At 68.3% G+C, this 21,654-nt stretch carries 23 protein-coding genes and 2 tRNA genes; 14 read left to right on the top strand and 11 right to left on the bottom strand.

Going from position 1 to position 21,654, the window contains the following annotated elements:
* Window positions 1-109: 109 nt before the first annotated feature.
* From KV397_RS04730 to galU, 4 genes are all read right to left on the bottom strand, one after another.
* Window positions 110-182: transfer RNA gene (locus KV397_RS04730), tRNA-Ala, on the bottom strand.
* A 51-nt stretch (window positions 183-233) separates the two neighbouring features.
* Window positions 234-1,082, bottom strand: a complete 849-nt coding sequence (locus KV397_RS04725; RefSeq protein WP_261812282.1) for an AAA family ATPase — start codon at window positions 1,080-1,082, stop codon at window positions 234-236.
* A gap of 93 nt (window positions 1,083-1,175) precedes the next feature.
* Window positions 1,176-1,787 (bottom strand): GNAT family N-acetyltransferase, encoded by a 612-nt coding sequence (locus KV397_RS04720; RefSeq protein WP_081997095.1) that lies wholly within the window; start codon window positions 1,785-1,787, stop codon window positions 1,176-1,178.
* Window positions 1,788-1,829: 42 nt separating this feature from the next.
* Window positions 1,830-2,717 (bottom strand): UTP--glucose-1-phosphate uridylyltransferase GalU, encoded by an 888-nt coding sequence (gene galU / locus KV397_RS04715; RefSeq protein WP_261812281.1) that lies wholly within the window; start codon window positions 2,715-2,717, stop codon window positions 1,830-1,832.
* Between the two features lie 41 nt (window positions 2,718-2,758).
* On the opposite strand from galU, the gene KV397_RS04710 reads away from it, so the two are divergent.
* The 3 genes from KV397_RS04710 to mscL are packed head-to-tail and all read left to right on the top strand — an operon-like array spanning window position 2,759 to window position 4,090.
* A complete protein-coding gene (locus tag KV397_RS04710; protein WP_047524267.1) occupies window positions 2,759-3,355 on the top strand; it encodes a 5-formyltetrahydrofolate cyclo-ligase in 597 nt (198 codons plus the stop codon).
* A 15-nt stretch (window positions 3,356-3,370) separates the two neighbouring features.
* Window positions 3,371-3,643: an FmdB family zinc ribbon protein gene (locus KV397_RS04705; protein WP_047524266.1), complete on the top strand. Its 273-nt coding sequence runs from the start codon at window positions 3,371-3,373 to the stop codon at window positions 3,641-3,643.
* Between the two features lie 24 nt (window positions 3,644-3,667).
* A complete protein-coding gene (mscL, locus tag KV397_RS04700; protein ID WP_131491513.1) occupies window positions 3,668-4,090 on the top strand; it encodes a large conductance mechanosensitive channel protein MscL in 423 nt (140 codons plus the stop codon).
* A 90-nt stretch (window positions 4,091-4,180) separates the two neighbouring features.
* Here the strand turns inward: mscL and KV397_RS04695 are convergent, their stop codons facing one another.
* Both KV397_RS04695 and KV397_RS04690 read right to left on the bottom strand, forming a co-directional pair.
* On the bottom strand, window positions 4,181-4,387 hold the full coding sequence (locus tag KV397_RS04695; RefSeq protein ID WP_047524264.1) for a superantigen-like protein SSL4: 207 nt from the start codon (window positions 4,385-4,387) through the stop codon (window positions 4,181-4,183).
* Window positions 4,380-8,099 (bottom strand): AAA family ATPase, encoded by a 3,720-nt coding sequence (locus KV397_RS04690; protein ID WP_372492655.1) that lies wholly within the window; start codon window positions 8,097-8,099, stop codon window positions 4,380-4,382. The genes KV397_RS04695 and KV397_RS04690 overlap by 8 nt, the downstream gene beginning before the upstream one ends.
* Before the next feature lie 178 nt (window positions 8,100-8,277).
* Here KV397_RS04690 and KV397_RS04685 point away from each other — a divergent pair, with 178 nt between their 5' ends.
* From KV397_RS04685 to KV397_RS04675, 3 genes are all read left to right on the top strand, one after another.
* Complete coding sequence (locus KV397_RS04685; RefSeq protein ID WP_261812280.1) at window positions 8,278-8,790, top strand: methylated-DNA--[protein]-cysteine S-methyltransferase; 513 nt, start codon at window positions 8,278-8,280, stop codon at window positions 8,788-8,790.
* A gap of 135 nt (window positions 8,791-8,925) precedes the next feature.
* Window positions 8,926-9,783 carry a LuxR C-terminal-related transcriptional regulator gene (locus tag KV397_RS04680; protein WP_131491511.1) on the top strand — a complete coding sequence of 286 codons (858 nt, stop codon included), beginning with the start codon at window positions 8,926-8,928 and terminating at the stop codon, window positions 9,781-9,783.
* 75 nt (window positions 9,784-9,858) lie between these two features.
* Complete coding sequence (locus tag KV397_RS04675; protein ID WP_261812279.1) at window positions 9,859-10,203, top strand: histone-like nucleoid-structuring protein Lsr2; 345 nt, start codon at window positions 9,859-9,861, stop codon at window positions 10,201-10,203.
* A 30-nt stretch (window positions 10,204-10,233) separates the two neighbouring features.
* Here KV397_RS04675 and KV397_RS04670 read toward each other — a convergent pair whose 3' ends face one another.
* Window positions 10,234-10,884: a MarR family winged helix-turn-helix transcriptional regulator gene (locus tag KV397_RS04670; RefSeq protein ID WP_131491509.1), complete on the bottom strand. Its 651-nt coding sequence runs from the start codon at window positions 10,882-10,884 to the stop codon at window positions 10,234-10,236.
* A 90-nt stretch (window positions 10,885-10,974) separates the two neighbouring features.
* Between KV397_RS04670 and idi the strand changes: the two genes are divergently transcribed.
* From idi to KV397_RS04630, 8 genes are read left to right on the top strand one after another with little or no spacing between them, the layout of a single operon-like run.
* Window positions 10,975-11,496, top strand: a complete 522-nt coding sequence (gene idi / locus KV397_RS04665) for an isopentenyl-diphosphate Delta-isomerase (RefSeq protein WP_261812278.1) — start codon at window positions 10,975-10,977, stop codon at window positions 11,494-11,496.
* A 3-nt stretch (window positions 11,497-11,499) separates the two neighbouring features.
* On the top strand, window positions 11,500-12,582 hold the full coding sequence (locus tag KV397_RS04660; RefSeq protein ID WP_131491507.1) for a polyprenyl synthetase family protein: 1,083 nt from the start codon (window positions 11,500-11,502) through the stop codon (window positions 12,580-12,582).
* Entirely contained in the window at window positions 12,579-13,487 is a 909-nt protein-coding gene (locus KV397_RS04655; protein WP_261812277.1) for a phytoene/squalene synthase family protein, read from the top strand. Before KV397_RS04660 ends, KV397_RS04655 begins: the two co-directional genes overlap by 4 nt.
* Window positions 13,484-15,073 (top strand): phytoene desaturase family protein, encoded by a 1,590-nt coding sequence (crtI, locus tag KV397_RS04650; RefSeq protein WP_261812276.1) that lies wholly within the window; start codon window positions 13,484-13,486, stop codon window positions 15,071-15,073. Before KV397_RS04655 ends, crtI begins: the two co-directional genes overlap by 4 nt.
* The gene (locus KV397_RS04645; RefSeq protein WP_047522494.1) at window positions 15,073-15,420 is read left to right on the top strand and encodes a lycopene cyclase domain-containing protein; all 348 of its coding nucleotides are present in this window, start codon (window positions 15,073-15,075) and stop codon (window positions 15,418-15,420) included. The genes crtI and KV397_RS04645 overlap by 1 nt, the downstream gene beginning before the upstream one ends.
* Window positions 15,417-15,758: a lycopene cyclase domain-containing protein gene (locus KV397_RS04640; protein ID WP_261812275.1), complete on the top strand. Its 342-nt coding sequence runs from the start codon at window positions 15,417-15,419 to the stop codon at window positions 15,756-15,758. Before KV397_RS04645 ends, KV397_RS04640 begins: the two co-directional genes overlap by 4 nt.
* Window positions 15,755-16,648, top strand: a complete 894-nt coding sequence (locus KV397_RS04635; protein ID WP_261812274.1) for a prenyltransferase — start codon at window positions 15,755-15,757, stop codon at window positions 16,646-16,648. The genes KV397_RS04640 and KV397_RS04635 overlap by 4 nt, the downstream gene beginning before the upstream one ends.
* Window positions 16,649-16,686: 38 nt before the next feature.
* Window positions 16,687-18,873, top strand: coding sequence for an MMPL family transporter (locus KV397_RS04630; RefSeq protein ID WP_261812273.1), 2,187 nt, complete (start codon window positions 16,687-16,689; stop codon window positions 18,871-18,873).
* 40 nt (window positions 18,874-18,913) lie between these two features.
* Here KV397_RS04630 and KV397_RS04625 read toward each other — a convergent pair.
* The 4 genes from KV397_RS04625 to KV397_RS04610 all read right to left on the bottom strand — a co-directional run bounded on the left by KV397_RS04625 (window position 18,914) and on the right by KV397_RS04610 (window position 21,630).
* A tRNA-Arg gene (locus KV397_RS04625) sits at window positions 18,914-18,986 on the bottom strand.
* Window positions 18,987-19,033: 47 nt separating this feature from the next.
* Window positions 19,034-19,531: an HNH endonuclease gene (locus KV397_RS04620; RefSeq protein ID WP_134351903.1), complete on the bottom strand. Its 498-nt coding sequence runs from the start codon at window positions 19,529-19,531 to the stop codon at window positions 19,034-19,036.
* Between the two features lie 309 nt (window positions 19,532-19,840).
* Window positions 19,841-20,578 (bottom strand): M23 family metallopeptidase, encoded by a 738-nt coding sequence (locus tag KV397_RS04615; protein WP_052193458.1) that lies wholly within the window; start codon window positions 20,576-20,578, stop codon window positions 19,841-19,843.
* A gap of 350 nt (window positions 20,579-20,928) precedes the next feature.
* Entirely contained in the window at window positions 20,929-21,630 is a 702-nt protein-coding gene (locus KV397_RS04610; RefSeq protein WP_261812272.1) for a metal-dependent transcriptional regulator, read from the bottom strand.
* Between the last annotated feature and the right edge of the window lie 24 nt (window positions 21,631-21,654).

Genomic DNA, 21,654 nt, shown 5'->3' with positions numbered 1-21,654 from the left:
CGGACTCGTGCAGGGCGAGAGTGATCGACGCAGCCGAACATGCATTTACGACAAGAGACGAACGGCCGATCAGCCATGATCTCTCATGCCTGATCGGCCGTCTTCTCGGTGGACCTAAGGGGATTCGAACCCCTGACCTCCTCGATGCGAACGAGGCGCGCTACCAACTGCGCCATAGGCCCGTGTCCAACATCTACGCTATCACGGCGAGAGGGCTGCTCGCTTCCGTCGGATCATCCGGCGGCACGGCGGGAGAGGAGTTCACGCACGTGCGCCTCGATCTCGGCGTCGTCGACGAAGCCCATCTTCGCGTAGGGCGAGGATGCGGCGGGAAGCGGTGTGGGAGCGGCGGGCGCCATCTGCTCGGCACGCTCGCGGAGCGCCGCCACCCGCGCCGCCTTCCGACGTTCTTCCTGCGCCTCGATCTGATCCTGCGCGGCCTGTGCACGCGACCCGGCGACGGAGACCAAGGGCTCCGGCAACGGCCGCGGCGTCCAGGTCGCCCGGCCCTGGTCATGCAGTTCGGGAGCAGCGACGCGTTCGACCACAGGAGCGGACACGACGTGCGTGGCGCGTGCGGCCCGAGCGGCGACAGCTGCCATCCGCTGAAGCGCGATTCCGGCGGGAACGATCAGAGCGCCACCGAGCCACAGCAGCAGCGAGGAGCCGGCGACGACGAGCTGCCAGATCCCGAAGCCGACGGCGGCGAGACCGAGCAGGAGCGAGACGGTCGACACCATGCGCACGCGACGACGGGCGCGGGCACGACGGATCACCGGGTCGGCCCTGGTCGCGGCGAGCTGCTCCCGCAGCGACTCGAGCTCTGCGGCCTCACGTTCCGACTGCACGCGCTTGGCGAGCTTCTGCTGCGCCAGTGCGGTGCGTGCATTCAGTTCGAAACGCACCTCTTGCGGCGTCTCGCTCGTCTCGGCGAGAACCCTCAGGGCCTGATTCAGGCGGACGGCGTTGCGCTCCGCGGCGTTGTACTGAAAACGACCACGCCACGACGGGAGCAGATAGAGCATCCAGAGGAGCACGGCGACGAGTACGATCACCCCTCCACTCAGCACCGGCCCGTCCATGGTGATAACGCTACGGGCACAGGGGCGGCGTGGCCGTACAGAAGGGCGCGTGTCGCGGCGAGTCCTTCCGGATCCGGCCGGTTCGGGGTCTCGTCAGAACGAGATGCGGTCGGAGGGCGGCACGGTCGAGGCATCCGGCGGCACCTGACCGCTCAGCCACCGCGCCAGCACTCCCTGCGGCACATCCTCCTGCGTCAGCGCGAACGCGTAGTGATCACGCCAGTCGCCATCGATGTGGATGTACCGGCGGCGCAGACCTTCGTAGCGGAACCCGAGCTTCTGCACGACGCGGATGCTCGCGGCGTTCTCGGGACGGATGCAGATCTCCATCCGATGCAGCCCGTACTCCGTGAAGCATGCGTCCGTGGCGAGCGCGACGGCGGTCGGGGTGATGCCCCGCCCGGCGAACCGCTCGCTCACCCAGTAACCGATCGTCGCCGAGCACAGGGAGCCGCGGGCGACGCCCCACACGTTGAGCTGTCCCGCCACCTCACCGTCGTACTCCATGACGAAGGGGTAGCCCGAACCGTCACGGTACTGCTGCAGCAGCCTCCTGATGCTGAGTCGCATGTCGAAGGATACCGAGCCGTAGGGGACCGTCGCCTCCCACGGCTGCAACCAGGAACGGTTCGCGAGCAGTTCGTGCTGCAGCGGGCGGGCATCCTTCGCGCGGATGAGCCGCAGTTCGATGGGTCCGTGTCGCATCCCCGCCGCCAGTTCCATGCCGCACCGACCCCGCAGAGTCGCCTAGAGGCGTTCCGCGAACTCCTTGAGCCACGGGCGCAGTTCGGGGCCGAGGTCATCCCGGTCCGCTGCGAGCTGGACGATCGCCTTGATGTAGTCGACGCGGTCGCCCGTGTCGTAGCGGCGTCCGCCGAAGATGACGCCGACGACGCCGGGACCCTGCGGATCGGTCGCGAGCTCCTGCAGCGCATCCGTGAGCTGGATCTCGCCGCCCTTACCCGGCTCGGTGCGCTCGAGGATCTCGAAGACCGATGCCGGCAGGACGTAGCGGCCGATGATGGCGAGGTTCGAGGGAGCATCCTCCTGCGCGGGCTTCTCGACGAGCCCGGTGACGCGAACGGCGTCCGACCCCTCGATGTCCTCGACCGCGGCCGCGCCGTACATGTGGATGTTCGCGGGGTCGACCTCCATGAGCGCGATCACCGCGGCACCGGTGCGCTCGTGCTCGGCGATCATGTCCGGCAGCAGGGGGTCGCGCTCGTCGATGAGATCGTCTCCGAGGAGCACCGCGAAGGAGCTGTCCCCCACGTGGGTCCGTGCCCGCAGGACGGCGTGCCCGAGGCCCTTCGGCTCTCCCTGACGCACGAAGTGGATGTCGGCGAGGTCGCTCGACTTCATCACCCGCTCCAGCCGCCCCGTGTCGCCCTTCTCCATGAGCTTCACCTCGAGCTCGGGAACCGAGTCGAAGTGGTTGGAGATGGCGTTCTTGTTGCGGCCGATGATGACGAGGATGTCATCGATCCCTGCGTCCGCCGCCTCTTCGACCACGTACTGGATGGCCGGCTTGTCGACGACCGGAAGCATCTCCTTCGGCATCGCCTTCGTCGCAGGCAGGAATCGTGTCCCCAGTCCTGCTGCGGGAATGACGGCCTTGATCTTCTGTGCACCCATCCCCACAGCCTAGCGGTGAGCATCGCCGTAGACTCGAAGCCATGTCGAACGACGTCGAACACGCCAAACGCGCGCTCCGCGCCGATCTGCGCGAGCGGCGTCAGCTCCTCTCGGACGCGCAGCGCGAAGCCGCCGCCACCGCCATCGGTGAACGACTCGACGCGCTCATCGACGATCTCGGCGCCCGCTCGATCTCGTGCTTTCTCTCCACCACCACAGAACCGGGCACTCGCGAATTCGTGACACGGGCGGTGCGCCGCGGCATCCGCGTCCTCCTTCCCGTCACCCGCGCCGACGGGCTTCTCGACTGGGCCGTCGCCACGGAGGACGATGAGATCGCCGAGGGGCTCTACGGACTTCCGGAGCCGACCGGAGAGGTCCTCGGCCCGATCGCCGTCAACGACGTGGAGCTGATGATCGTCCCCGCCTCCGCCGTCGACCGCAGCGGGATGCGGATGGGCTGGGGTCGCGGATACTTCGACAAGACGATCGGCTCGATGGAGAGATGCCCTCCGGTCTATGCGGTCGTCTATGATTCCGAGGTACTCGACGAACTTCCGAGCGAGGTGCACGACCAGCCGGTGAACGGCGTCGTCACCCCCTCGCAGACGCTCACCCTGTCGCCTCCGCGACGCTGACCCGCAAGGACGCCCATGCCCACCTACGCCTATGCCTGCACCTCGTGCGGACACCAGTTCGATGCCGTGCAGAGCTTCGCCGACGATGCGCTCTCGGTGTGCCCGGAGTGCGGCGGCGCCCTGCGCAAGCAGTACGGCTCGATCGGGGTGACGTTCAACGGCTCCGGCTTCTATCGCACGGACTCGCGCGCCAAATCCGGTGGTTCGAAAGACACTTCGGCATCATCGAAGTCGGAATCGACGACGAGCGCCAAGCCGGCCGCTGCGTCGACACCGGCCTCTTCCTGAGGCCCTGACCTGTTCGGAGATCCCATGTTCAAAGGCTTCAAGGACTTCCTGCTCCGCGGCAACGTCATCGACCTCGCCGTCGCCGTCGTCATCGGCACGGCGTTCACCGCGATCGTCACCGCGGTCGTCAACAGCATCATCAACCCACTGATCTCCCTCTTCCTCAAGGCCGACGCTGCGGGAGATTTCGGGATCCCCGTGACGAACATCTACGGCGAAGAGGTCCTGTTCCCGATCGGCGACCTGATCTCGGCGATCATCAGCTTCCTGGCCGTCGCCGCGGTGGTCTACTTCGTCTTCGTCCTGCCGATGAACACCTTCAAGGCCCGGGTCGAAGCACGAAAGGGCACGCCGGCGGAAGAGCCTGAGGAAGAGCCCGCCGCAGCGAGCGAGGCCGAGCTGCTCGTCGAGATCCGCGACCTGCTCAAGGCACAGCGCGGGGCCTGACCGCTCCCCCCGTCACCAGAGACGCACGGCTCCTCCTCGGAGGACCGTGCGTTCCTCGTCCGCCGACCGCACGATCGGCGGCCCGGTCCCTCAGTAGTGCGGGGGCACGTCCTGGATGAGCTGGTCGTCGTTCGGACCTTTCGGCCCCTTCGACCGCGCCGGTGGCGGCGTCGACTCACCGGGCGCGGACTCCGGTGCCGGATCACTGCCGGGAACCGGCGTCAGGCGAGCACGACGGGAGCCGGGGACCCGCACCACGCTCTGGCGCGGAGTCCGGTCGTCATTCTCGTCAGTCATTCTGGGTGTCGATGATATCGATCGGCTGCGTGTCGTTCTCCGCACGCGGGGCGGAGTCGGAGATGCCGAGCACGGCGGCGATGCGCGTCGCCACCGTCACCGGATCGCTGTACAGATCGAAGGCGTGCACGCGCACGTAGTGCCAGCCGAGACGACGCAGCACGTGCGGCCGCAGACGCAGGGTCTCCCGCAACGATTCACCCCGGGATTCCGGATCGGACTCGATGACGACGGCCTTGCCCGCGTGCTGCGCGACGAGCGGCAGCAGCCCGCGGTAGTCGACGTCGACAGAGGCACCGAGCCGCCGGAGCTCCCGGGCGAGAGCGAGGGTGAGGGGGTCTGCGAGGTCCTCGAGCCGCGCATCCCGACTGCGCGTGGCGAGTCCCCCGAGGATCGACATCAATGTGGCCGCGCCGTGCTCGAGACGCCCATCGTCGAACGACGAGGGCCGGATCGAGGAGACCAGGACCATCGAACGGCGGGCACGGGTCATCCCGACGGTCAGGAGCCGCTCGCCGTCAGGGGTGGAGAGGTCGCCGAAGTCGCTCAGGACACGACCGTGCTTGGTGAGTCCGAAGCCGAGCGAGAAGATGACGCGGTCCCGGCTCTCGGCGACCGATTCCTCGAGGGTCAGCACCGCGAAGGGCTCGACCGTGTCCCGTCCGACGAAATCGGCCACATCCGATCGGCCGGCGAAGGCAGAGGTGACAGCCGCGCGCACCCGCTCCGCGTGGCGAGCGCTGGCCGTGACGACCATGAGCGACTCCGACGGGCGGTGCACGGCATGCTCGACGACGAGTGTGACCACTCGGGCGACCTCGGCATCCGGGCTCTCGACCGCGCCCGAGATCGGATCGGGAGTGCCGGTGCCGCCCTCGACGTAGTCGACCGTGAGACTGCCGCGACCGAGGTACGAGCCGGCCCAGGGCAGCGACACGATCTCGCCGCCGTAGAACGCGTCGTTGATGAGTTCCGCGAGGTCTTCGCCACCGGCTCGGTAGCTGCGGGTCAGCGTCATCACGGGCAGCAGCTCGGACAGCCGCTCGAACGCCGAGACGTCGTCGAACGGGACCTCGGGCTCCCACGAATCCTCCGGATCGACCGCGATGTGGAAGGGCGTCGGGCGCTGTGTGACCGGGTCCCCGAACGCCACGATCTGACGAGCGCGACGGATCGTCGGCGCTGCCTCGGCGAGGTTGATCGCCGCCGCGTCGACGAGGAGGACGGTGTCGAACTCCACGGACTCCGGGATCTCCGGCACCTGATACGGCGAGGAGATCCAGACGGGAGCGAGCACGTCGACGAGCGTCGGCGCGGCACTGACGATCTGCGCGGTGGTCGCCGACTGCTGCGTCAGCGCGCGGCGGAGGTGCTGCGATTGCTGAGGCTCGTCGACGATCGCGATCCGCCACTGGTTCGCGAGCTGCCAGGCGAGAAGAGGACCCGCCATCGCGGCATGCGCTTCATCCACCAACCGGAAGTCCCGCTCGAGACGGTCGACCACGGCGGTGTTCGCGCCGAGGAGGGCACGGTTGTCCTGCAGTGCTCGCTCGAGGAGTGACTGCCACCAGGCGAACTCGAGCTCCTCCCCCACCTGCGACTCGGAGACGTGTCGCACCGAGAGTTCCGTGAGCAGCGGCTCGAGCCCGAGGAGCGCCAGACGATCACGCAGCTGTGCGCGCTCCACGAGGTTCTCGAAGACGTCGGACTTGGCGGCGAGCCCGGCCAGGGTCCGCACGAGTCGCGCCACGGGCAGCGAGGCCAGAGGCTCGCGGCGCCCGAGCGCGGCATCGAGCTCCGCGAGTTCGGCCTCCGCCCGCTGCCAGGCGGCGTAGACGTCGGCGAGACCGAGCGGGATCTCCGGAGCGGCACCGGCTTCGACATAGCGCTGCCACTGCGTGCGCTGGGCCTGGATCCGCAGCAGGGCCTCGTGCATCTCGGTGACGTGGACGCCCGGACGCACATATTCCTTGGCGAGGCGACGCAGCCGCCGCCTGTTCGCCCCGGAGAGCCCGGGCGCATCGCGACGCGAGCCGTGCGCCTGGATGAGCTCGCCGAGCGGGCGCTCGAACACGGTGGGACTGAAGCGGTCCAGGGAGTCGCGGATGCCCTGCAGCAGCCGCAGGTACTCGCCGAGTTCGTCGATGGTCGAGAACGGACGCATGTGCGTCTGCGCGATGAGTTCGTAGCCGCGTTCCAGGAGCGCGGGCACGCTGCTGGAGTGCAGCCTCCCGGCCAGTTCGTGGGCGGCGCGTGCGGCCTCGGTGCTGGCGAAGGTGACGCCGTACCAGGGAGAGTCGTTCGGACCGAAGCGGAACTCGCCGAGACGTGCCGCCTGGGCGAGCGCTTCGGCGGCTTCGCTGCGGTCGGACGCCAGACGACGCAGTGCGTCCGATCCGAGCCGCGCGGTCGTGGAGGGAGGAACCGGGAGGGAGGCGAGCCGGGTGAGTTGGCGGGTCGCGTCGAGCACCGATGCGTCCATGCCGGCGATCGGCGCCGTGAGCGCCTGTCGATAGTCGCGAAGCACCGTGCGCAGGCGCACCAGCGCATCGTCGACCTCGCTGACCTTCGGAGCCGTGGCCTTCTCGTTGCGACCGATGGCCCTCACGAGGTCGCGGCGCACGCTGGCGGGCGAGATCGCAAGACTGTCCAGGCCGATGCCCGCGAGCCGATGCCGCACGCCGTCCAGCGTCGATCGACGGGCGGAGACCACGAGCACCCGCTTACCGCCCCGCACCAGTTCGCCGAGCGCGTTGATCACGGTCTGCGTTCCGCCCGTGCCGGGAAGTGTCGCGACGGTCAGGGAGTGCCCCGCGGCGATGCGTGCGAGCACGGCTTCCTGTTCGGCGTCGGCATCGAGGAGCAGGTTGTCGGACGCGGGAGCACGATCGTCGGGGCCGGTGTGGTGCGGCGTGGCCCGCGGTGCCGTGACACGCTCGCGGTCGCCGACGTGGCCGCCCAGCGCGTTGAGGACGACGTGGTCGAGGCTTCCCCCATCACGCGACATCGCACCGGACACGTCCGCGAACGTCGAGACGACGAGCCGCGGCTCGACCGAGAACGTGTCGATGGAGCGCGTCATCGCTCGCAGGCTGTCGATCACGGGCTGCGGCTTGAAGATGCCGCCGTCATAAGCGAGGGCGGCGAGCGCCGCGGCGTCGATCGAGAGGCCGAAGTGTTCGCGTGCGATCCGGACGAGCGCGGGATTCACCTCGAAGGCGCCCTGCAGCTTCAGCTCGAAGTCCGAGTGATGGCGACGGATCGCCAGCGGGCGAAGCAGCACGGGTGCGGCGAAGCCTGCCCCTCCGATGCGCCACCCCGCGACGCCGACGGCGAGGTGCACGGCCTCGATCCCTCGGACCGTGCGGAGTTCGGTGTTCTTCGCGGTGATGCGCTCCGCCGCGAGCCGCGCGGTGCGCAGGCCCACCTCATCGCGGAACAGATTCGACAGGAGGGTCGACTTGCCGGTGATGAACTGCGGCAGGCTGCCCGGATGCGCTTTGGAGATGTCGATACCGGACTCGACGGTGTCGCGGAAGCTGACCAGCGGCGACGGGCCTCCCAGATCAGCGGCCTCGGCCCTCAACCGGGTCCGTTCGGCCTCGGCGGCATGCGCGATGTCGACACCGGTCGCGGTCTCACGCAGGTCACCGATCGACACAGCGGCTTCCGCCGCTGCGTCCTCCGCAGACCTGTCTTCACGTCGCCACACATTGACACCCTAGGCGCGACACGCGGAGAGCGAGAGTATCCCAGGCGGGTTTCCGCCGAATTTCCGCCGGAGACGGGCGACCCGCACTCCTCCTGCCCCGCGCTCCACGGTTTCGTCTTATCCACCTGAGCCGGGCGGAGGATGGTCCGCGACCACTGTCGCCGGTCAGGATGGTGCCATGACCTTCCGCTACGACTTCGCTCCGACTCCGTTCGGCGACGCCCTCGCGGTGTTCTCCGACGAGGGCATCGTACGATTCGACCTCTCCGAGTCCGAAGACCCGCACGTCCCCTGGCTCCTCGAAGGGGTCGCCCGCCAACTGCACGCCGTCCCGGAACCCGACCCCGGCGCCGCCGACGAGCTCGCGCACCTGCTCGCCGAGTACTTCGACGGCACACCGGTCGCCTTCCAGGAGCACCTCCGGCTCGATTGGCGCCTGACCGACGGTTTCGCGCGCACCGCGCTGCAGACCATCAGCGGCATCGCCTGGGGAGAGACGATGAGCTACGGCGACGTCGCCGTGATGGCAGAACACCCCGGCGCCGCTCGCGCCGTCGGCACCGCGTGTCGGCTCACACCGTTCTCGATCATCGTTCCCGTGCACCGGGTGGTGCGCTCGGATGGAAGCCCTGGGCATTACGGCGCACACCCCGAACGCAAGCGGTTCCTGCTCGACCTCGAAGCCGGCTGACCCGGCGTGGCGCGAGACGTGGACCCGGCGAGTAGGCCGCCGGGTCCACGTCTGACGCCAAGAGAGAAGAAGGCCGGGTGATAAAGTCGACGCTACGAAACGGGGCACGCAGTCGTCACCCGGAAGCAGGTAATCGTGAGCGCTCCCGCCACCCTCGAATCCGAGACCGAACTCGTCGCCAATGCCGTGCGCGAACTCGCCAGACGAACTCGTTTCCCCGTCGCTTTCGGCGGTCTCATCGAAGAGGGCGTCGTGAGCGTCACCAGCATCGTCGGCGCACGCACCCGCTCGCTGGACGGACTGCGCGTCCGCCCGGAGCGCGGACTGGGCGGACGAGCGATGATGGAGTTGCGCCCGCGGATGACGAGCGACTACGGCTCGTCCCAGCAGATCACGCATGACTACGACGTGTTCGTCCTCGGTGAGGGCCTGCGCACGCTCCTCGCCCTGCCGATCATCGTGCAGGGACGCCCCCGCGGCGTCCTCTATGCCGGCGGGTGGGATGAGGAACAGGTCGGCGGCGTGACCACCGCACCTGCCATGCAAGTGGCGCAGTCGGTGGCCGACGAGCTGCGCATCCGTGACGAGGTCCAGCGGCGGATCCAGGCGAACACCGGCGGGGGCGATGCCGTAGCCCCGCCACAGCGTGAGGAACTCCGGGAGAGCTTCGCCGAATTGCGCAGCATCGCGGCTTCCCTCGATGACGCCGAACTCCGTGCGCGCATCGCGCGGGTCGAGCAGCGCCTCGTCACCCTCGCAGGCGACGATCCGACCGTCTCGACCAGTCCGATCCCCACCGTTCGCCTCTCTCCACGGGAGACCGACGTGCTCGCCTGCGCCGCGATGGGTGCGACCAACGCGGAGATCGCGACGCAACTGGGTCTGCGCGAGGGCACCATCAAGGCGTATCTCGGCACGGCGATGTCCAAACTCGACGCCTCCACGCGACATGCCGCCGTCACGCGCGCACGGCGTGCAGGTCTCCTCCCGTGAACATATTCACCGCATGAATGTCAATTCGCTATTGTCCGGTTGCTCGGTTTCGCCGGATGACATATATTCGCATTCATGGCGAGAAGAATTGTGCATCAGCTGGTAGACGACATCGACGGCAGTGTCCTCGAAGTAGGTGAAGGCGAGACCGTCCACTTCTCGTTGAATGGCACCTCCTACGAGATCGATCTGAATTCGTCCCACGCCGAGGAGTTGCGCGCGGCTCTCGAGCCGTACATCTCCGCCGGACGCCGCGCCGGTTCTTCCGCCGCGACCCGCACGTCGCCTTCGCGCAAGCGCCCTGCCCGTAATCCGGAGGTCGCGGCGATCCGCGCCTGGGCCAAGGAGAACGGCCACACCCTCTCCGAGCGCGGACGAATTCCCGCGCCTATCGTCGACGCGTACAACGCCGCACACTGATCTCGCACCGAGTCATCCCTTCGGGGAAGACTATTCGGCCGTCTCCTTCAACCACGGCTCATCCCGCAAAGTGATCTCCTCAGTCATGTCCGCGAGGAATCGGATGACGACTTCCCGTTCCGCAGGGCTGAGGCGCGCCGCGGAATAGAAGCGCTTGGCCTGCTGACGGCCGACCGTCTCCATCGCAGCCAATCGCGTCTCCGGCGTGATGGCGATATGAAGCGCCCGTCGGTCGGTGGGGTGCGGCGCCCGCGTGATGTGCCCGCCCTTCTCCAACCGGTCGAGGAGCTTCGTCGTCGCCGCCGTGGAGACGCCGAGGTGGTGCGCGATGCCCCCGGGGGTCGCGACCAGCTGCCGGTTCGCGCACACGATCAAGTAGTGCAGCGCACGCATGTCGGTCTCGTTGAGCCGCATGTAGCGCCGGGACGCCTGTGAGAGCTTCTGCTCCGCCTCTCGCAGATTCGCGAGCGACTCCATGAGCCGGGCGATCTGTCGCAGCTCCTCGGGTGGCACACCCTGCCGGTCCACGAGCGTGCTGCGCGGATCACTGGCGTCGACGTCGTAGATCGCCGAATGCGTCAGTCCGTCGGGAGTCTTCTCGTGCCCACTCTCACTGGGGTCACCGTTCGACAACACTTCCTCCGCACTCTCCTGCGGGGTGGTGCCGGGCTCCGTGTCCATGCGATCATGTTACACACCAACAGTTTCATGCTAAGTTGACTACTTACCAAGTTAGCGAAACGCCGGACGCCTCGGAATCAAGGAGATGCCATGGATGACGTGACCCTCCTTGCCGAAGACGGGACCGCCGTGGGGACGCTGCCGAAGCAGGACGTCCACACCCGCGACACCCCGCTGCATCTGGCGTTCTCCTGCTACGTCCTCGACACGCACGGTCGCCTCTTGCTCACTCGTCGCGCACTGGCGAAGAAGACCTGGCCGGGTGTGTGGACGAACAGCTTCTGCGGTCACCCCCGCCCCGAGGAGGACATGCTCGATGCCGTCCGGCGGCACGGTGTCCACGAGCTCGGGATCGATCTCACCGACCTGCGCCTCGTCCTCCCCGACTACCGCTACCGAGCCGTGGACGCGAGCGGGATCGTCGAGAACGAGATCTGTCCCGTGCACGTCGCCTTCATCGACGGCCGGCCCTCGGCGAACCCCGACGAGGTGTCCGAGTGGATCTGGGTCGACGTGGCCGCTCTCGTCGAGGGCATCACGCACACCCCGTTCGCCTTCAGCCCCTGGCTCGTCGAGCAGCTTCCGATTCTTCGACGACTCGGCGAGGTCTGACCGATGAGCGGCACGGTGACGGAAGAGGACCTCGGGACGCGCATCGAAGAAGCTCTGCGCCACCGCTTCTCGGAGCGCAGCGCGGCTGCCGAGAAATACGGAGCGGAGTTCGTCGGACTCTGGCGCGCCGCCGCGCAGCACGCTCTCGGCGGAAAGCTCGTCCGCCCTCGCCTCCTCATCGACCTTCTGCAATCACTCTCCCCCTCCCCCTTGTCGGAGCGGGAGACCGCGTGCGCGATCGATGTGGCCGCACACGTCGAGCTCCTCCACTTCGCCTTCCTCCTGCACGACGACGTCATCGACGGCGACCTGACCCGGCGGCGCGGTCCGAACCTGATCGGCGCTCTGGTCGCGGCCCACGCCGATACTCACGTCGAGCCCGCACTGCACTGGGCGCGCTCGAGTGCGATCCTCCTCGGGGACATGCTTCTCTCCTCGGCCGTGCTGGGATTCGCGCGAGCCGATGTCTCCGCCGACGCCCGTGAGCGCCTGCTCTCACTGCTCGAGCAGACGATCTTCGAGACCGTGGCCGGAGAACATGCCGACGTCGCACTGAGCGACGGCGTGATCGCGCCCGATCTGCGGACCATCCTCGCGACGAGCACTTACAAGACGGCGACTTACTCCTTCGTGCTCCCCCTGCGCGCCGCCGCCGTGCTCGCGGGCTCATCCCCCGCCGCCGAGGAACAGCTCAGCGAGATCGGTCGGCATCTCGGCCTCGCCTACCAGTTGCAGGATGATCTGCTCTCCGTGTTCGGCGACCCCGGACAACACGGCAAGGACGCCTACTCCGACCTGCGCGAGGGTAAGGAGACGGCGATCATCGCCTACGCCCGCATGACGGCGCACTGGGAGAGCATCGAGGTGCACTTCGGCAGATCCGAACTCACCGTCTCGGAGGGGTCCGAAGCCCGCGATCGATTGCGCGCGTGCGGTGCCGAGAGCTTCGTCCTCGGACTCATCCACGAGCATCTGGATGCGGTGTCCACCGCGCTTGCCGCCGCGGAGTCCGACGGCACGCTCCCCGCCGCGGCTGCCCAGACGATCCGCGCTCACGCGTCCCGCGTCGAAGGGCGCCGCCGATGACCGCGGAACCGGCTGATCGTACGGACGACACCGCGCTGCGGCGCTTCAACCGCACGGCGGAGATCGCCACGACCGATGTGATCCGCACGTACTCGACCTCGTTCGGCCTCGCCACCCGGCTTCTCGGCCGACGTCATCGTCAGCACGTCCGCAACATCTACGCCATGGTGCGCATCGCCGATGAGATCGTCGACGGGGTGGCCGCCGAGGCCGGACTCGACAGCACTGCGCAGACGGCGGCGCTCGCCTCCTACATCGAAGAGACGCACCGCTCGATGCGGACGGGCTACAGCAGCGACCTCATCCTGCACGCCTTCGCGCGGACGGCACGGGAGTGCGGTATCGGCGAGGACCTGACCGGGCCGTTCTTCGCCTCGATGAGCGCCGACCTCGCCGACGACGCCGACTTCACGGCCTACGATGCCGACGCCCACGCCGACTACGTCTACGGTTCCGCCGAGGTGGTCGGACTCATGTGCCTCCAGGTCTTCCTTCGGGGGGCGGACCGGACGGACGAAGAGCTCCGCACGCTCCGCCGCGGTGCGCGCCAGCTGGGCGCCGCGTTCCAGAACGTCAACTTCCTCCGCGATCTCGCCGACGACACGGACCGGCTCCACCGCGGGTATCTCGGGGGGTCCGCACGGCTGACGGATGCGGACCGCGATGCCTGGGTGGCGACGGTGTTCCGGCAGCTGGCGGATGCCGAAGCCGCCATCCCCCTCCTCCCGAAGGATTCCCGCGCCGCGGTGCGGAGTGCCCTCTCCCTGTTCGCCGCGCTCACCCGACGCGTGGCGAAGACGCCCGTGGAGGTGCTGTACCGCCGACGCGTTCGTGTGCCGGATCCGATCAAGGCCGTGCTCGCGGGTCGCGCCGTGATGGTGACGACGTGGGAGCGGGACCGATGAGCCGCGTGGTGGTGATCGGTGCGGGCGTCGCCGGCCTCGCGACGGCCGGCCTCCTGGCGAAGGACGGGCACGAGGTCGTCGTCCTCGAGAAGAACGACCGTGTCGGCGGGCGCGCAGGATCCATCGAGCGGGACGGGTTCCGCTTCGACTCAGGGCCCTCGTGGTACCTGATGCCGGAGGTGTTCGATCACTTCTTCGCGATGATGGGGACCTCGACGTCGGAGCAGCTCGACCTCACCGCGCTCGACCCGGGATATCGGGTGTTCCGTTCGCCTCGGTCCTCGGGGTCGGTGAGCGTCCCCGCGGGACGTGACGCGGTCACCGAGCTCTTCGACGAGCTGGAGCCGGGCTCCGGTCCCGCCCTCGACGCGTATCTGGACTCCGCACGCGACGCAGCGGCGATGGCGGAGAAGTACTTCCTGTACAACCCGTTCACCCGCATGCGCACTCTCGCCGCCCCGGAGGTCCTGCGGGCGCTCCCCCGGCTGTTCACGCTCCTCGGCACCCGACTGCAGTCGTTCGCGGAGCAGCGATTCCTTCATCCGGTCGTGCGCCAGATCCTCGGCTACCCCGCCGTCTTCCTCGGCACCGACCCGCGCACCGCTCCTGCGATGTACCACCTCATGAGCGCACTCGACCTCGATCAGGGCGTGCGCTACCCCCAAGGCGGCTTCTGGCGCGTCGTCGAACGGATCGACGCGCTGGCTCGCGCGGCGGGCGCGCGGATCGTGACCGGTGCCGATGTCACCGGCATCCACACGCAGGACGGCCCCGACGGCGTGCACACGACCGGGGTCGGCTGGACGGACGACGCGGGCGTCGCACACGTGGAGCACGCCGACATCGTGGTCTCGGCCGCGGACCTGCACCACACCGAGACCGTGCTGCTGCCGCCTTCCCTGCAGACCTACCCCGAGTCCTGGTGGTCGCGGCGTACCAGCGGGCCCGGCGGAGTGCTCGTGATGCTGGGAGTGCGGGGCTCGTTGCCTGAGCTTCCGCATCATTCCCTGTTCTTCACCGATGACTGGGACGCCAACTTCGACGCGATCTTCGGAGCGACCCCGACCGTTCCCGATCCGGCGTCGACCTACGTGTGCCGACCGAGCGCGTCGGATCCCGATGTCGCTCCGGAGGGCCATGAGAACCTGTTCGTCCTGATCCCGGTCCCGGCAGACGTCGAACTCGGACACGGCGGACCCGACGGGACGGGATCAACCGCGGTCGAGAGCGCGGCGGATGCCGCGATCGATCAGATCGCCACCTGGGCCGGGATCCCGGACCTGCGCGAACGCATCGTGGTGCGCGAGACGATCGGCCCCGCGGACTTCCAGGACGACTACCACTCCTGGCGCGGAGGAATGCTGGGACCGGCGCACATCCTGTCCCAGAGTGCGATGTTCCGCGCGCAGAACGCCTCCCGGCGTGTGCAGGGCCTGTTCTACGCCGGGGCCACCACCGCGCCGGGTGTCGGCGTCCCGATGTGCCTCATCAGTGCGGAGATCGTCCTCAAGCGCATCCGCGGTGATCACTCCCCCGGCCCGCTCCCCGTTCCCGTGCCCACCACTGTCGGGACGGAGGCGTCCTGATGGGCATGGTGTACCTGGCGGCCCTTCTCCTGTCGCTGGGCTGCATGCTGCTGCTGGATTGGCGGTTCCGCCTCTTCTTCTGGCGCGATGCCGTGTCGGCGACGGTCGTGACGGTCGTCGGGCTCGTCTTCTTCCTCCTGTGGGATGTGGCGGGCATCGCCAACGGGATCTTCTTCCGCGGTGACGGCGCGATCGCGACCGGGATCGTGCTCGCACCGGAACTGCCGATCGAAGAACCCGTGTTCCTGCTGTTCCTCGTGGTGTGCACGATGGTGATCTACACCGGGGCCGAACGCCTGATCACGCGCTGGCGTGAAAACCGTCGTGCAGGGGCGGGTGCGTCATGAGCTACATCCAACTCGCCGCCTGCTTCCTGCTCGTCGCCGTCGTGGTCGGTGTCATCCTGCCGCTTCTCCGCCGACGCCGCGGACCGCTCCCTGCCGCTGTGCTGCTCACCGTGCTGGTGCTCTTCGTCCTCACCGCCGTGTTCGACACCGTGATGATCGCGAGCGGATTGTTCCACTACGCGCAAGGTCCGCTGCTCGGCGTCCACATCGGGCTGGCCCCCGTCGAGGACTTCGCCTACCCGCTGGCCGGTGCCCTGCTCCTTCCCGCCGTGTGGGCCGAACTGCGCGCGCGACGGCGGGCACGCGAGGACCGCAACACCGACGAGGAGCACGGATGAGCGCCGGCGCCACACCATCCCGCACGCTCGGACGGGATCTCGCGCAGATCCTGCTGTCGTCGCGACCCATCAGCTGGATCAACACCGCGTTCCCTTTCGCAGCCGCGTACCTGCTCACCACCCGTGAGCTCGATGCGACCCTGCTGGTCGGCACGCTGTACTTCCTCATCCCGTACAACCTGGCGATGTACGGGATCAACGACGTCTTCGACTACGCGTCCGACCTCGCGAACCCGCGCAAGGGCGGGATCGAGGGCGCTCTCCTGGCACCGCGCATCCATCGCGCCACCCTCTGGGCAGCGGCAGGGACGAACATTCCGTTCCTCGCCTACCTCGTGATCGTCGGCAACCCGGCGTCCTGGTTCTGGCTGGCCGTGAGCGTGTTCGCGGTGATCGCCTACTCCGCACCGGTGCTGCGCTTCAAGGAGCGGCCGTTCCTCGATTCGATGACGTCGAGCACGCACTTCGTCAGCCCGGCGATCGTCGGGCTCGCGCTGGCCGGCGCATCCGTCACGTCCGCCACCACGCTCACTCTCGTCGCGTTCTTCCTGTGGGGCATGGCAGCGCATGCCTTCGGTGCCGTCCAGGACGTCGGACCGGACCGCGAAGCCGGGATCTCCTCGATCGCGACCGTGATCGGGGCGAGGGCGACCGTCCGACTGTCCCTGTCGCTGTGGGTGCTCGCCGGAGCCGCGATGCTCCTGACTCCCTGGCCGGGACCGCTCGCCGCGGTGCTCGCACTGCCCTATGTGGTGAACGCGGCACCGTGGTGGAACGTCGACGACGCCGGCTCGGCAGCCACGAACCGGGCCTGGCGGCGCTTCATCGCGCTGAACTATTTCGCCGGTTTCCTCGCGACGATGATCCTCATCCTCGCGTGGGTGTCCTGACCCTCCCCGACAACAGAAACCCTTCCGAGAGGAACACGATGTCCCGCCCCGACTCCGCGCCGACTCCACCGATCAGGGAGCGCTCACGACGCCACTCCTGGGTACGCGTGTTCCTTCCGGTGGCACTGATCCTCGTCTGGCTGGTGGGTGCCTCGCTCGGCGGTCCCCTGTTCGGCAAGGTCGACGAGGTGTCGTCCAACGACCAGACGACCTACCTGCCGGAGTCGGCGCAGGCCACCGAGGTCCAGCAACTGCTCGGCGAGTTCAACGACAGCGATTCGATCCCGGCCATCGCAGTGTTCACCTCGGAAGACGCGCTCACCTCTTCCGAGCTGGACGCCATCTCCGACGCCGTCGCGGACGCACCGAACGTGGAGGGCGTCGGCGACGACGTCTCTCCGGCGCTCCCCTCCGAGGACGGGAAAGCCGTCCAGGCCTTCATCCCGATCGAGAGCGACGCGGAACTCGCCGACGCGACGGCGGCTCTCGGCGACGAGCTGCGCGGCGCCGTCCCCGACGGCATCACGGTGTACATCACCGGTCCGGCCGGCTTCAGCGCCGATCTGGTCGCGGGCTTCGCCGGCATCGACGGCCTGCTGCTCGGTGTCGCGCTCCTGGCCGTCCTGATCATCCTGGTGCTCGTCTACCGATCGTTCCTGTTGCCCCTCGTCGTGCTGTCCACGAGCCTGTTCGCGCTCTGCGTGGCACTCCTTGTCGTGTGGTGGCTCGCGAAGTTCGAGGTGCTGCTGCTCAGTGGCCAGACCCAGGGCATCCTCTTCATCCTCGTGATCGGCGCCGCCACCGACTACGCCCTGCTCCTCGTGGCACGCTTCCGGGAGGAGCTGCGGGTCTCCCAGGACAAGGGCGTGGCGCTGCTCGCCGCCTGGAAGGGGTCGGTCGAGCCGATCGCCGCCTCGGGCGGGACCGTGATCGCCGGGCTCCTCTGCCTGCTGCTCAGCGACCTGAAATCGAACAGCACCCTCGGCCCCGTGGCCGCGATCGGCATCGTGTTCGCGATGCTCTCCGCGCTGACGCTGCTGCCCTCGCTCCTGCTGCTCTTCGGCCGTGCGGTGTTCTGGCCGCGACGTCCGCACTTCGAGCCCGAGGTCGTCGCCGCCGAGCACGGCATGCGGACGACGGGCCTGTGGGCTCGGTTGGCCGGCGTGATCAAGCGCCGCCCGCGGGTGATCTGGATCGTGACCACACTCGTCCTCCTGGCAGGAGCCGCCGGGGTGACCCAGCTCGATGCCAACGGTGTTCCGCAGTCCGAGCTGGTACTCGGCGCCTCGGAGGCCCGAGACGGGCAGGTCGCGCTCGGTGAACACTTCCCCGGCGGATCCGGCAGCCCCGTGTACGTGGTCGTCGACGAGGACCGCCTGCAGGACGTCGCCGACGTGCTCCTCGCCAACGACGGCGTCGATGCGGTCTCGGTCACCGCCGCGGATTCCCCCAGCGGCAGCGCACCCGTGACGGCCGACGGCATCACGGCCGTCGGTCCTCCCGGGACGCCGGTCCCCGAGCCGACGACCGTCGACGGCGAGGTGCTCCTCCAGGGAACGCTCACGGACGCGGCGGACTCCGAAGCCGCCGCGGCCACGGTGCGTCAGCTGCGGACCGAGCTCGACGGCACGAACGCCCTCGTCGGCGGAGTCACCGCCACGTCCATCGACACGAACGACGCGTCGATCCACGACCGCAACCTGATCATCCCGGTGATCCTCGTCGTGATCATGGTGATCCTGATGCTGTTGCTGCGCTCGATCCTCGCCCCTGTCCTGCTGATCCTCACCACGGTGCTGTCGTTCGGCACGGCGATGGGAGTCTCGGCGCTCGTGTTCAACGGGGTCTTCGACTTCTCCGGTGCGGACCCCGCCGTCCCGCTCTTCGGCTTCGTGTTCCTGGTCGCGCTGGGGATCGACTACAACATCTTCCTGATGACCCGTGTGCGCGAGGAGTCGAAGGCGCACGGCACGCGCGAAGGGATCCTGCGCGGGCTCTCGATCACGGGGGGCGTGATCACGTCGGCCGGTCTGGTCCTGGCCGCGACGTTCGCCGCGCTCTCCGTGATCCCGATCCTGTTCCTCGTCCAGCTGTCGTTCATCGTCGCCTTCGGAGTGCTGCTCGACACGTTCGTCGTCCGCTCTCTGCTCGTGCCGGCCCTGACCTACGACATCGGCAAAGCGATCTGGTGGCCTTCGAAGCTCTGGCAGCGCGGAGAGGACTGAGACGCCCCGTCCCACAGCGGGAAGCGACGACCTCGTTGGGTGCCCTCGACAGGATTCGAACCTGCGACCTGCCCTTTAGGAGAGGGCTGCTCTATCCCCTGAGCTACGAGGGCGCGCGTCAAGTCTACGTGACTCGAGAGCGCGCCCTCGGCGCCCCTGGCTAGGCGGCGAGAGCCAGGTACGGCTCCCATCGCGGGTCGCTGCGTTCGGTTCCCCGCACCGTCCAGGCCGTGCCGTGCGGGGGCCGCGGCGTGAATCGCAGCTGCCAGCGCATCTCCTGCGGGGTGCGGTCGCTCTTGACGTTGTTGCAGCGCAGGCAGCAGGCGACGAGGTTCTCCCAGGAGTCCGCGCCTCCACGCGAACGCGGCAGCACGTGGTCGATCGTGGATGCGGCTTTCCCGCAGTAGCCGCACCGGTGATTGTCGCGACGGAGCACGCCACGCCGCGTGACCGGCACTCGTCTGCTCGTCGGCACCCGGACGTACCGGGCGAGGATGATGACCGCGGGACGATCGTAGACACCGTGGGTGCCCCAGACGGGGTCGTCTTCCACGCGTTCGACAACGGTCGCCTTGTCGTTCATGACGAGCACGAGGGCTCGTTTGAACGACACGATCGCGAGCGGCTCGTATCCGGCATTCAGGACCAGTGTGCGCATTCGTCATCCTCTCGATCCGCCGGGACGGCTTCCCGGCACTCTCGACTCACACGAGGTCGCGCAGGTGGCAGAGCGATCGCAGGGACGAAAAAAGGCGCCGTCTAAAGACAGCGCCTTTCGCGCACGGCAACGCCGTGGCATCCCTGCGGGCTATGCAGAAGGACGTGACGACCGAGGGCATCCATGGTTCGGATGGTCGGTATTCGCTCCATCTGCCTCTCCCCGCTGTTCGACAACGGGATCAGGCTAACCCATCTCCCTGGGTGCAGGGCGAAACAGCGGGTGAATGAGGGAGAACGTGTCGGAGAATCAGCCGGCGTTGACCGACAGCCACGACATGGGCTCGACGAGTCCGCCGTTGATCCAGACCTCGAAGTGGAGGTGGTTCGCGGTCGATCGTCCGGTGCTGCCGACGTAGCCGATCAGCTGGCCCGCGGCGACCGTCTGGCCGACCTGCACCTGACGCGAGCCGTAGATCATGTGCCCGTAGGTGGTCTGCACGCGCTGACCACCGACGACACTGTCGAGCATGATGCACACGCCGTAGCCGCCGATGCTCTCCGCCGAGGCGCGGACCACACCCGCCGCGGCCGCATAGATCGGTGTTCCAGCGGGAGCGAGCATGTCGGCACCGTTGTGGCCGCCGCCGATCGTGCGACTGACGTTCCAGGAGCCCATCGGGAGCGGGTACCGGACCTCGCCGGACCCGGGCGAAGTGAGGGCGTAACCCGCGGAGTTGAACTGAGCGGACGCAGTGGTCGCGGCGGCGGCACGAGCGGCTGCGGCCTCCTCCGCCTTCTTCTTCGCGATCTCCTCCGGAGTCGTGGCGCTGAAGGTTCCGCGGCTCAGCGGCGCGGCGGTGGCCTGCGAGGCGACGACGAGGGACTGCGCGTCGACCGCGGCGAGCTGCTGCAGGGTCGTGGTCGCGGCGGCTTCGGTCGGCTTCGGCGAGGCGAAGGCCGGAAGCGCGATGCCGGCGACCAGTGCACCGACGGCCCCGAAGATGGCGATGGAACGAAGTGGCTTCAGAGCCTTGCGAGCACCCACACGCGCGCCGGTCCGGCGGGCTGGTACTCGGTCTTCAGATGTCTTCTTCGCGGTCGGTTCGATGTCTGCGGCCAAAACGTGGTCCTCCTGGGCCCTCGCGCTTTCGGGTAGCGCTGGCTCGTCGGCACTCTGCTCTCGTGGCATGAATGTAGCTCGGGGTACTTCGTGCGTTCCTGCCGTGAAGACGACGAGCCTGGAAGGCGAATCTTCGCGGTGCGTCTCCAGCGGGCTTCTTCGCTGGCGACTCGACCGAGGTTACCGGAAGATAACGATCGTGTCACCCCAGGAACCTGACAATCATCGCAGAGGCCCGGTCGGTGGCCGTCTCCACGCCGGGATCCCGCGGAGGATCAGGCCGGTTCGCCCACCAGGAAGATGTGCGAAGCCAGCTCGACGGGAAGCTCGAGTCCGTCGGTCTGGCCGTCCATCTGGATGAGGACGTATCCCTCGCTGAAACGGAAGTCACCGTGCGCGCCGGGCACCACGCCGGCGTCGCGGAGCTGCTCCAGCAGTTCGGGGTCGACCTGCGCGGGTTCGGCGAGACGGCGGACCGTGCCTTCGACGGGCTCCCCCGCCGTGTTCAGACGCTGCACGAGACCGATGACGCCTTCGTCGAAGGTACGAGCGGGGATGTCGCCGAGCTGGTCGAGGCCCGGGATCGGGTTGCCGTAGGGCGACTCGGTCGGGTGGCCGAGGAGCTCGACCAAGCGGCGCTCCACCTGCTCGCTCATGACGTGCTCCCACCGGCAGGCCTCTTCGTGGACGAACGCCCAGTCGAGCCCGATGACATCCGAGAGCAGGCGCTCGGCGAGACGGTGCTTGCGCATCACGTCGACGGCCTTGCGACGCCCCGCGTCGGTGAGCTCGAGCGTGCGATCTTCGGAGACGATGACGAGACCGTCGCGCTCCATGCGCCCCACCGTCTGCGAAACCGTGGGACCCGAGTGGCCCAGGCGCTCGGAGATACGCGCGCGCAGCGGCACGATGTTCTCCTCCTCGAGTTCGAGGATGGTGCGGAGATACATCTCCGTGGTGTCGATCAGATCGGTCATGTGCAGGCCCTCCGGGGTTCTTAG

This window comes from Microbacterium aurugineum (genome assembly GCF_023101205.1).
Classification (GTDB): domain Bacteria; phylum Actinomycetota; class Actinomycetes; order Actinomycetales; family Microbacteriaceae; genus Microbacterium; species Microbacterium aurugineum.
The sequence above is the reverse complement of the archived record's forward strand: the minus strand, read 5'-3'. Positions and strand labels throughout refer to the sequence as shown.

Coding starts and splice junctions, on each gene's coding strand:
- KV397_RS04635 (WP_261812274.1), top strand. CDS start 15,755: ATGAGCGCCGGCGCCACACCATCCCGCACGCTCGGACGGGATCTCGCG.
- KV397_RS04660 (WP_131491507.1), top strand. CDS start 11,500: ATGAGCGGCACGGTGACGGAAGAGGACCTCGGGACGCGCATCGAAGAA.
- KV397_RS04710 (WP_047524267.1), top strand. CDS start 2,759: ATGTCGAACGACGTCGAACACGCCAAACGCGCGCTCCGCGCCGATCTG.
- KV397_RS04675 (WP_261812279.1), top strand. CDS start 9,859: ATGGCGAGAAGAATTGTGCATCAGCTGGTAGACGACATCGACGGCAGT.
- galU (WP_261812281.1), bottom strand. CDS start 2,717: ATGGGTGCACAGAAGATCAAGGCCGTCATTCCCGCAGCAGGACTGGGG.
- KV397_RS04685 (WP_261812280.1), top strand. CDS start 8,278: ATGACCTTCCGCTACGACTTCGCTCCGACTCCGTTCGGCGACGCCCTC.
- KV397_RS04705 (WP_047524266.1), top strand. CDS start 3,371: ATGCCCACCTACGCCTATGCCTGCACCTCGTGCGGACACCAGTTCGAT.
- KV397_RS04640 (WP_261812275.1), top strand. CDS start 15,417: ATGAGCTACATCCAACTCGCCGCCTGCTTCCTGCTCGTCGCCGTCGTG.
- KV397_RS04630 (WP_261812273.1), top strand. CDS start 16,687: ATGTCCCGCCCCGACTCCGCGCCGACTCCACCGATCAGGGAGCGCTCA.
- KV397_RS04620 (WP_134351903.1), bottom strand. CDS start 19,531: ATGCGCACACTGGTCCTGAATGCCGGATACGAGCCGCTCGCGATCGTG.
- KV397_RS04655 (WP_261812277.1), top strand. CDS start 12,579: ATGACCGCGGAACCGGCTGATCGTACGGACGACACCGCGCTGCGGCGC.
- KV397_RS04720 (WP_081997095.1), bottom strand. CDS start 1,787: ATGCGACACGGACCCATCGAACTGCGGCTCATCCGCGCGAAGGATGCC.
- crtI (WP_261812276.1), top strand. CDS start 13,484: ATGAGCCGCGTGGTGGTGATCGGTGCGGGCGTCGCCGGCCTCGCGACG.
- KV397_RS04695 (WP_047524264.1), bottom strand. CDS start 4,387: ATGACTGACGAGAATGACGACCGGACTCCGCGCCAGAGCGTGGTGCGG.
- KV397_RS04725 (WP_261812282.1), bottom strand. CDS start 1,082: ATGGACGGGCCGGTGCTGAGTGGAGGGGTGATCGTACTCGTCGCCGTG.
- KV397_RS04610 (WP_261812272.1), bottom strand. CDS start 21,630: ATGACCGATCTGATCGACACCACGGAGATGTATCTCCGCACCATCCTC.
- idi (WP_261812278.1), top strand. CDS start 10,975: ATGGATGACGTGACCCTCCTTGCCGAAGACGGGACCGCCGTGGGGACG.
- KV397_RS04670 (WP_131491509.1), bottom strand. CDS start 10,884: ATGGACACGGAGCCCGGCACCACCCCGCAGGAGAGTGCGGAGGAAGTG.
- KV397_RS04645 (WP_047522494.1), top strand. CDS start 15,073: ATGGGCATGGTGTACCTGGCGGCCCTTCTCCTGTCGCTGGGCTGCATG.
- mscL (WP_131491513.1), top strand. CDS start 3,668: ATGTTCAAAGGCTTCAAGGACTTCCTGCTCCGCGGCAACGTCATCGAC.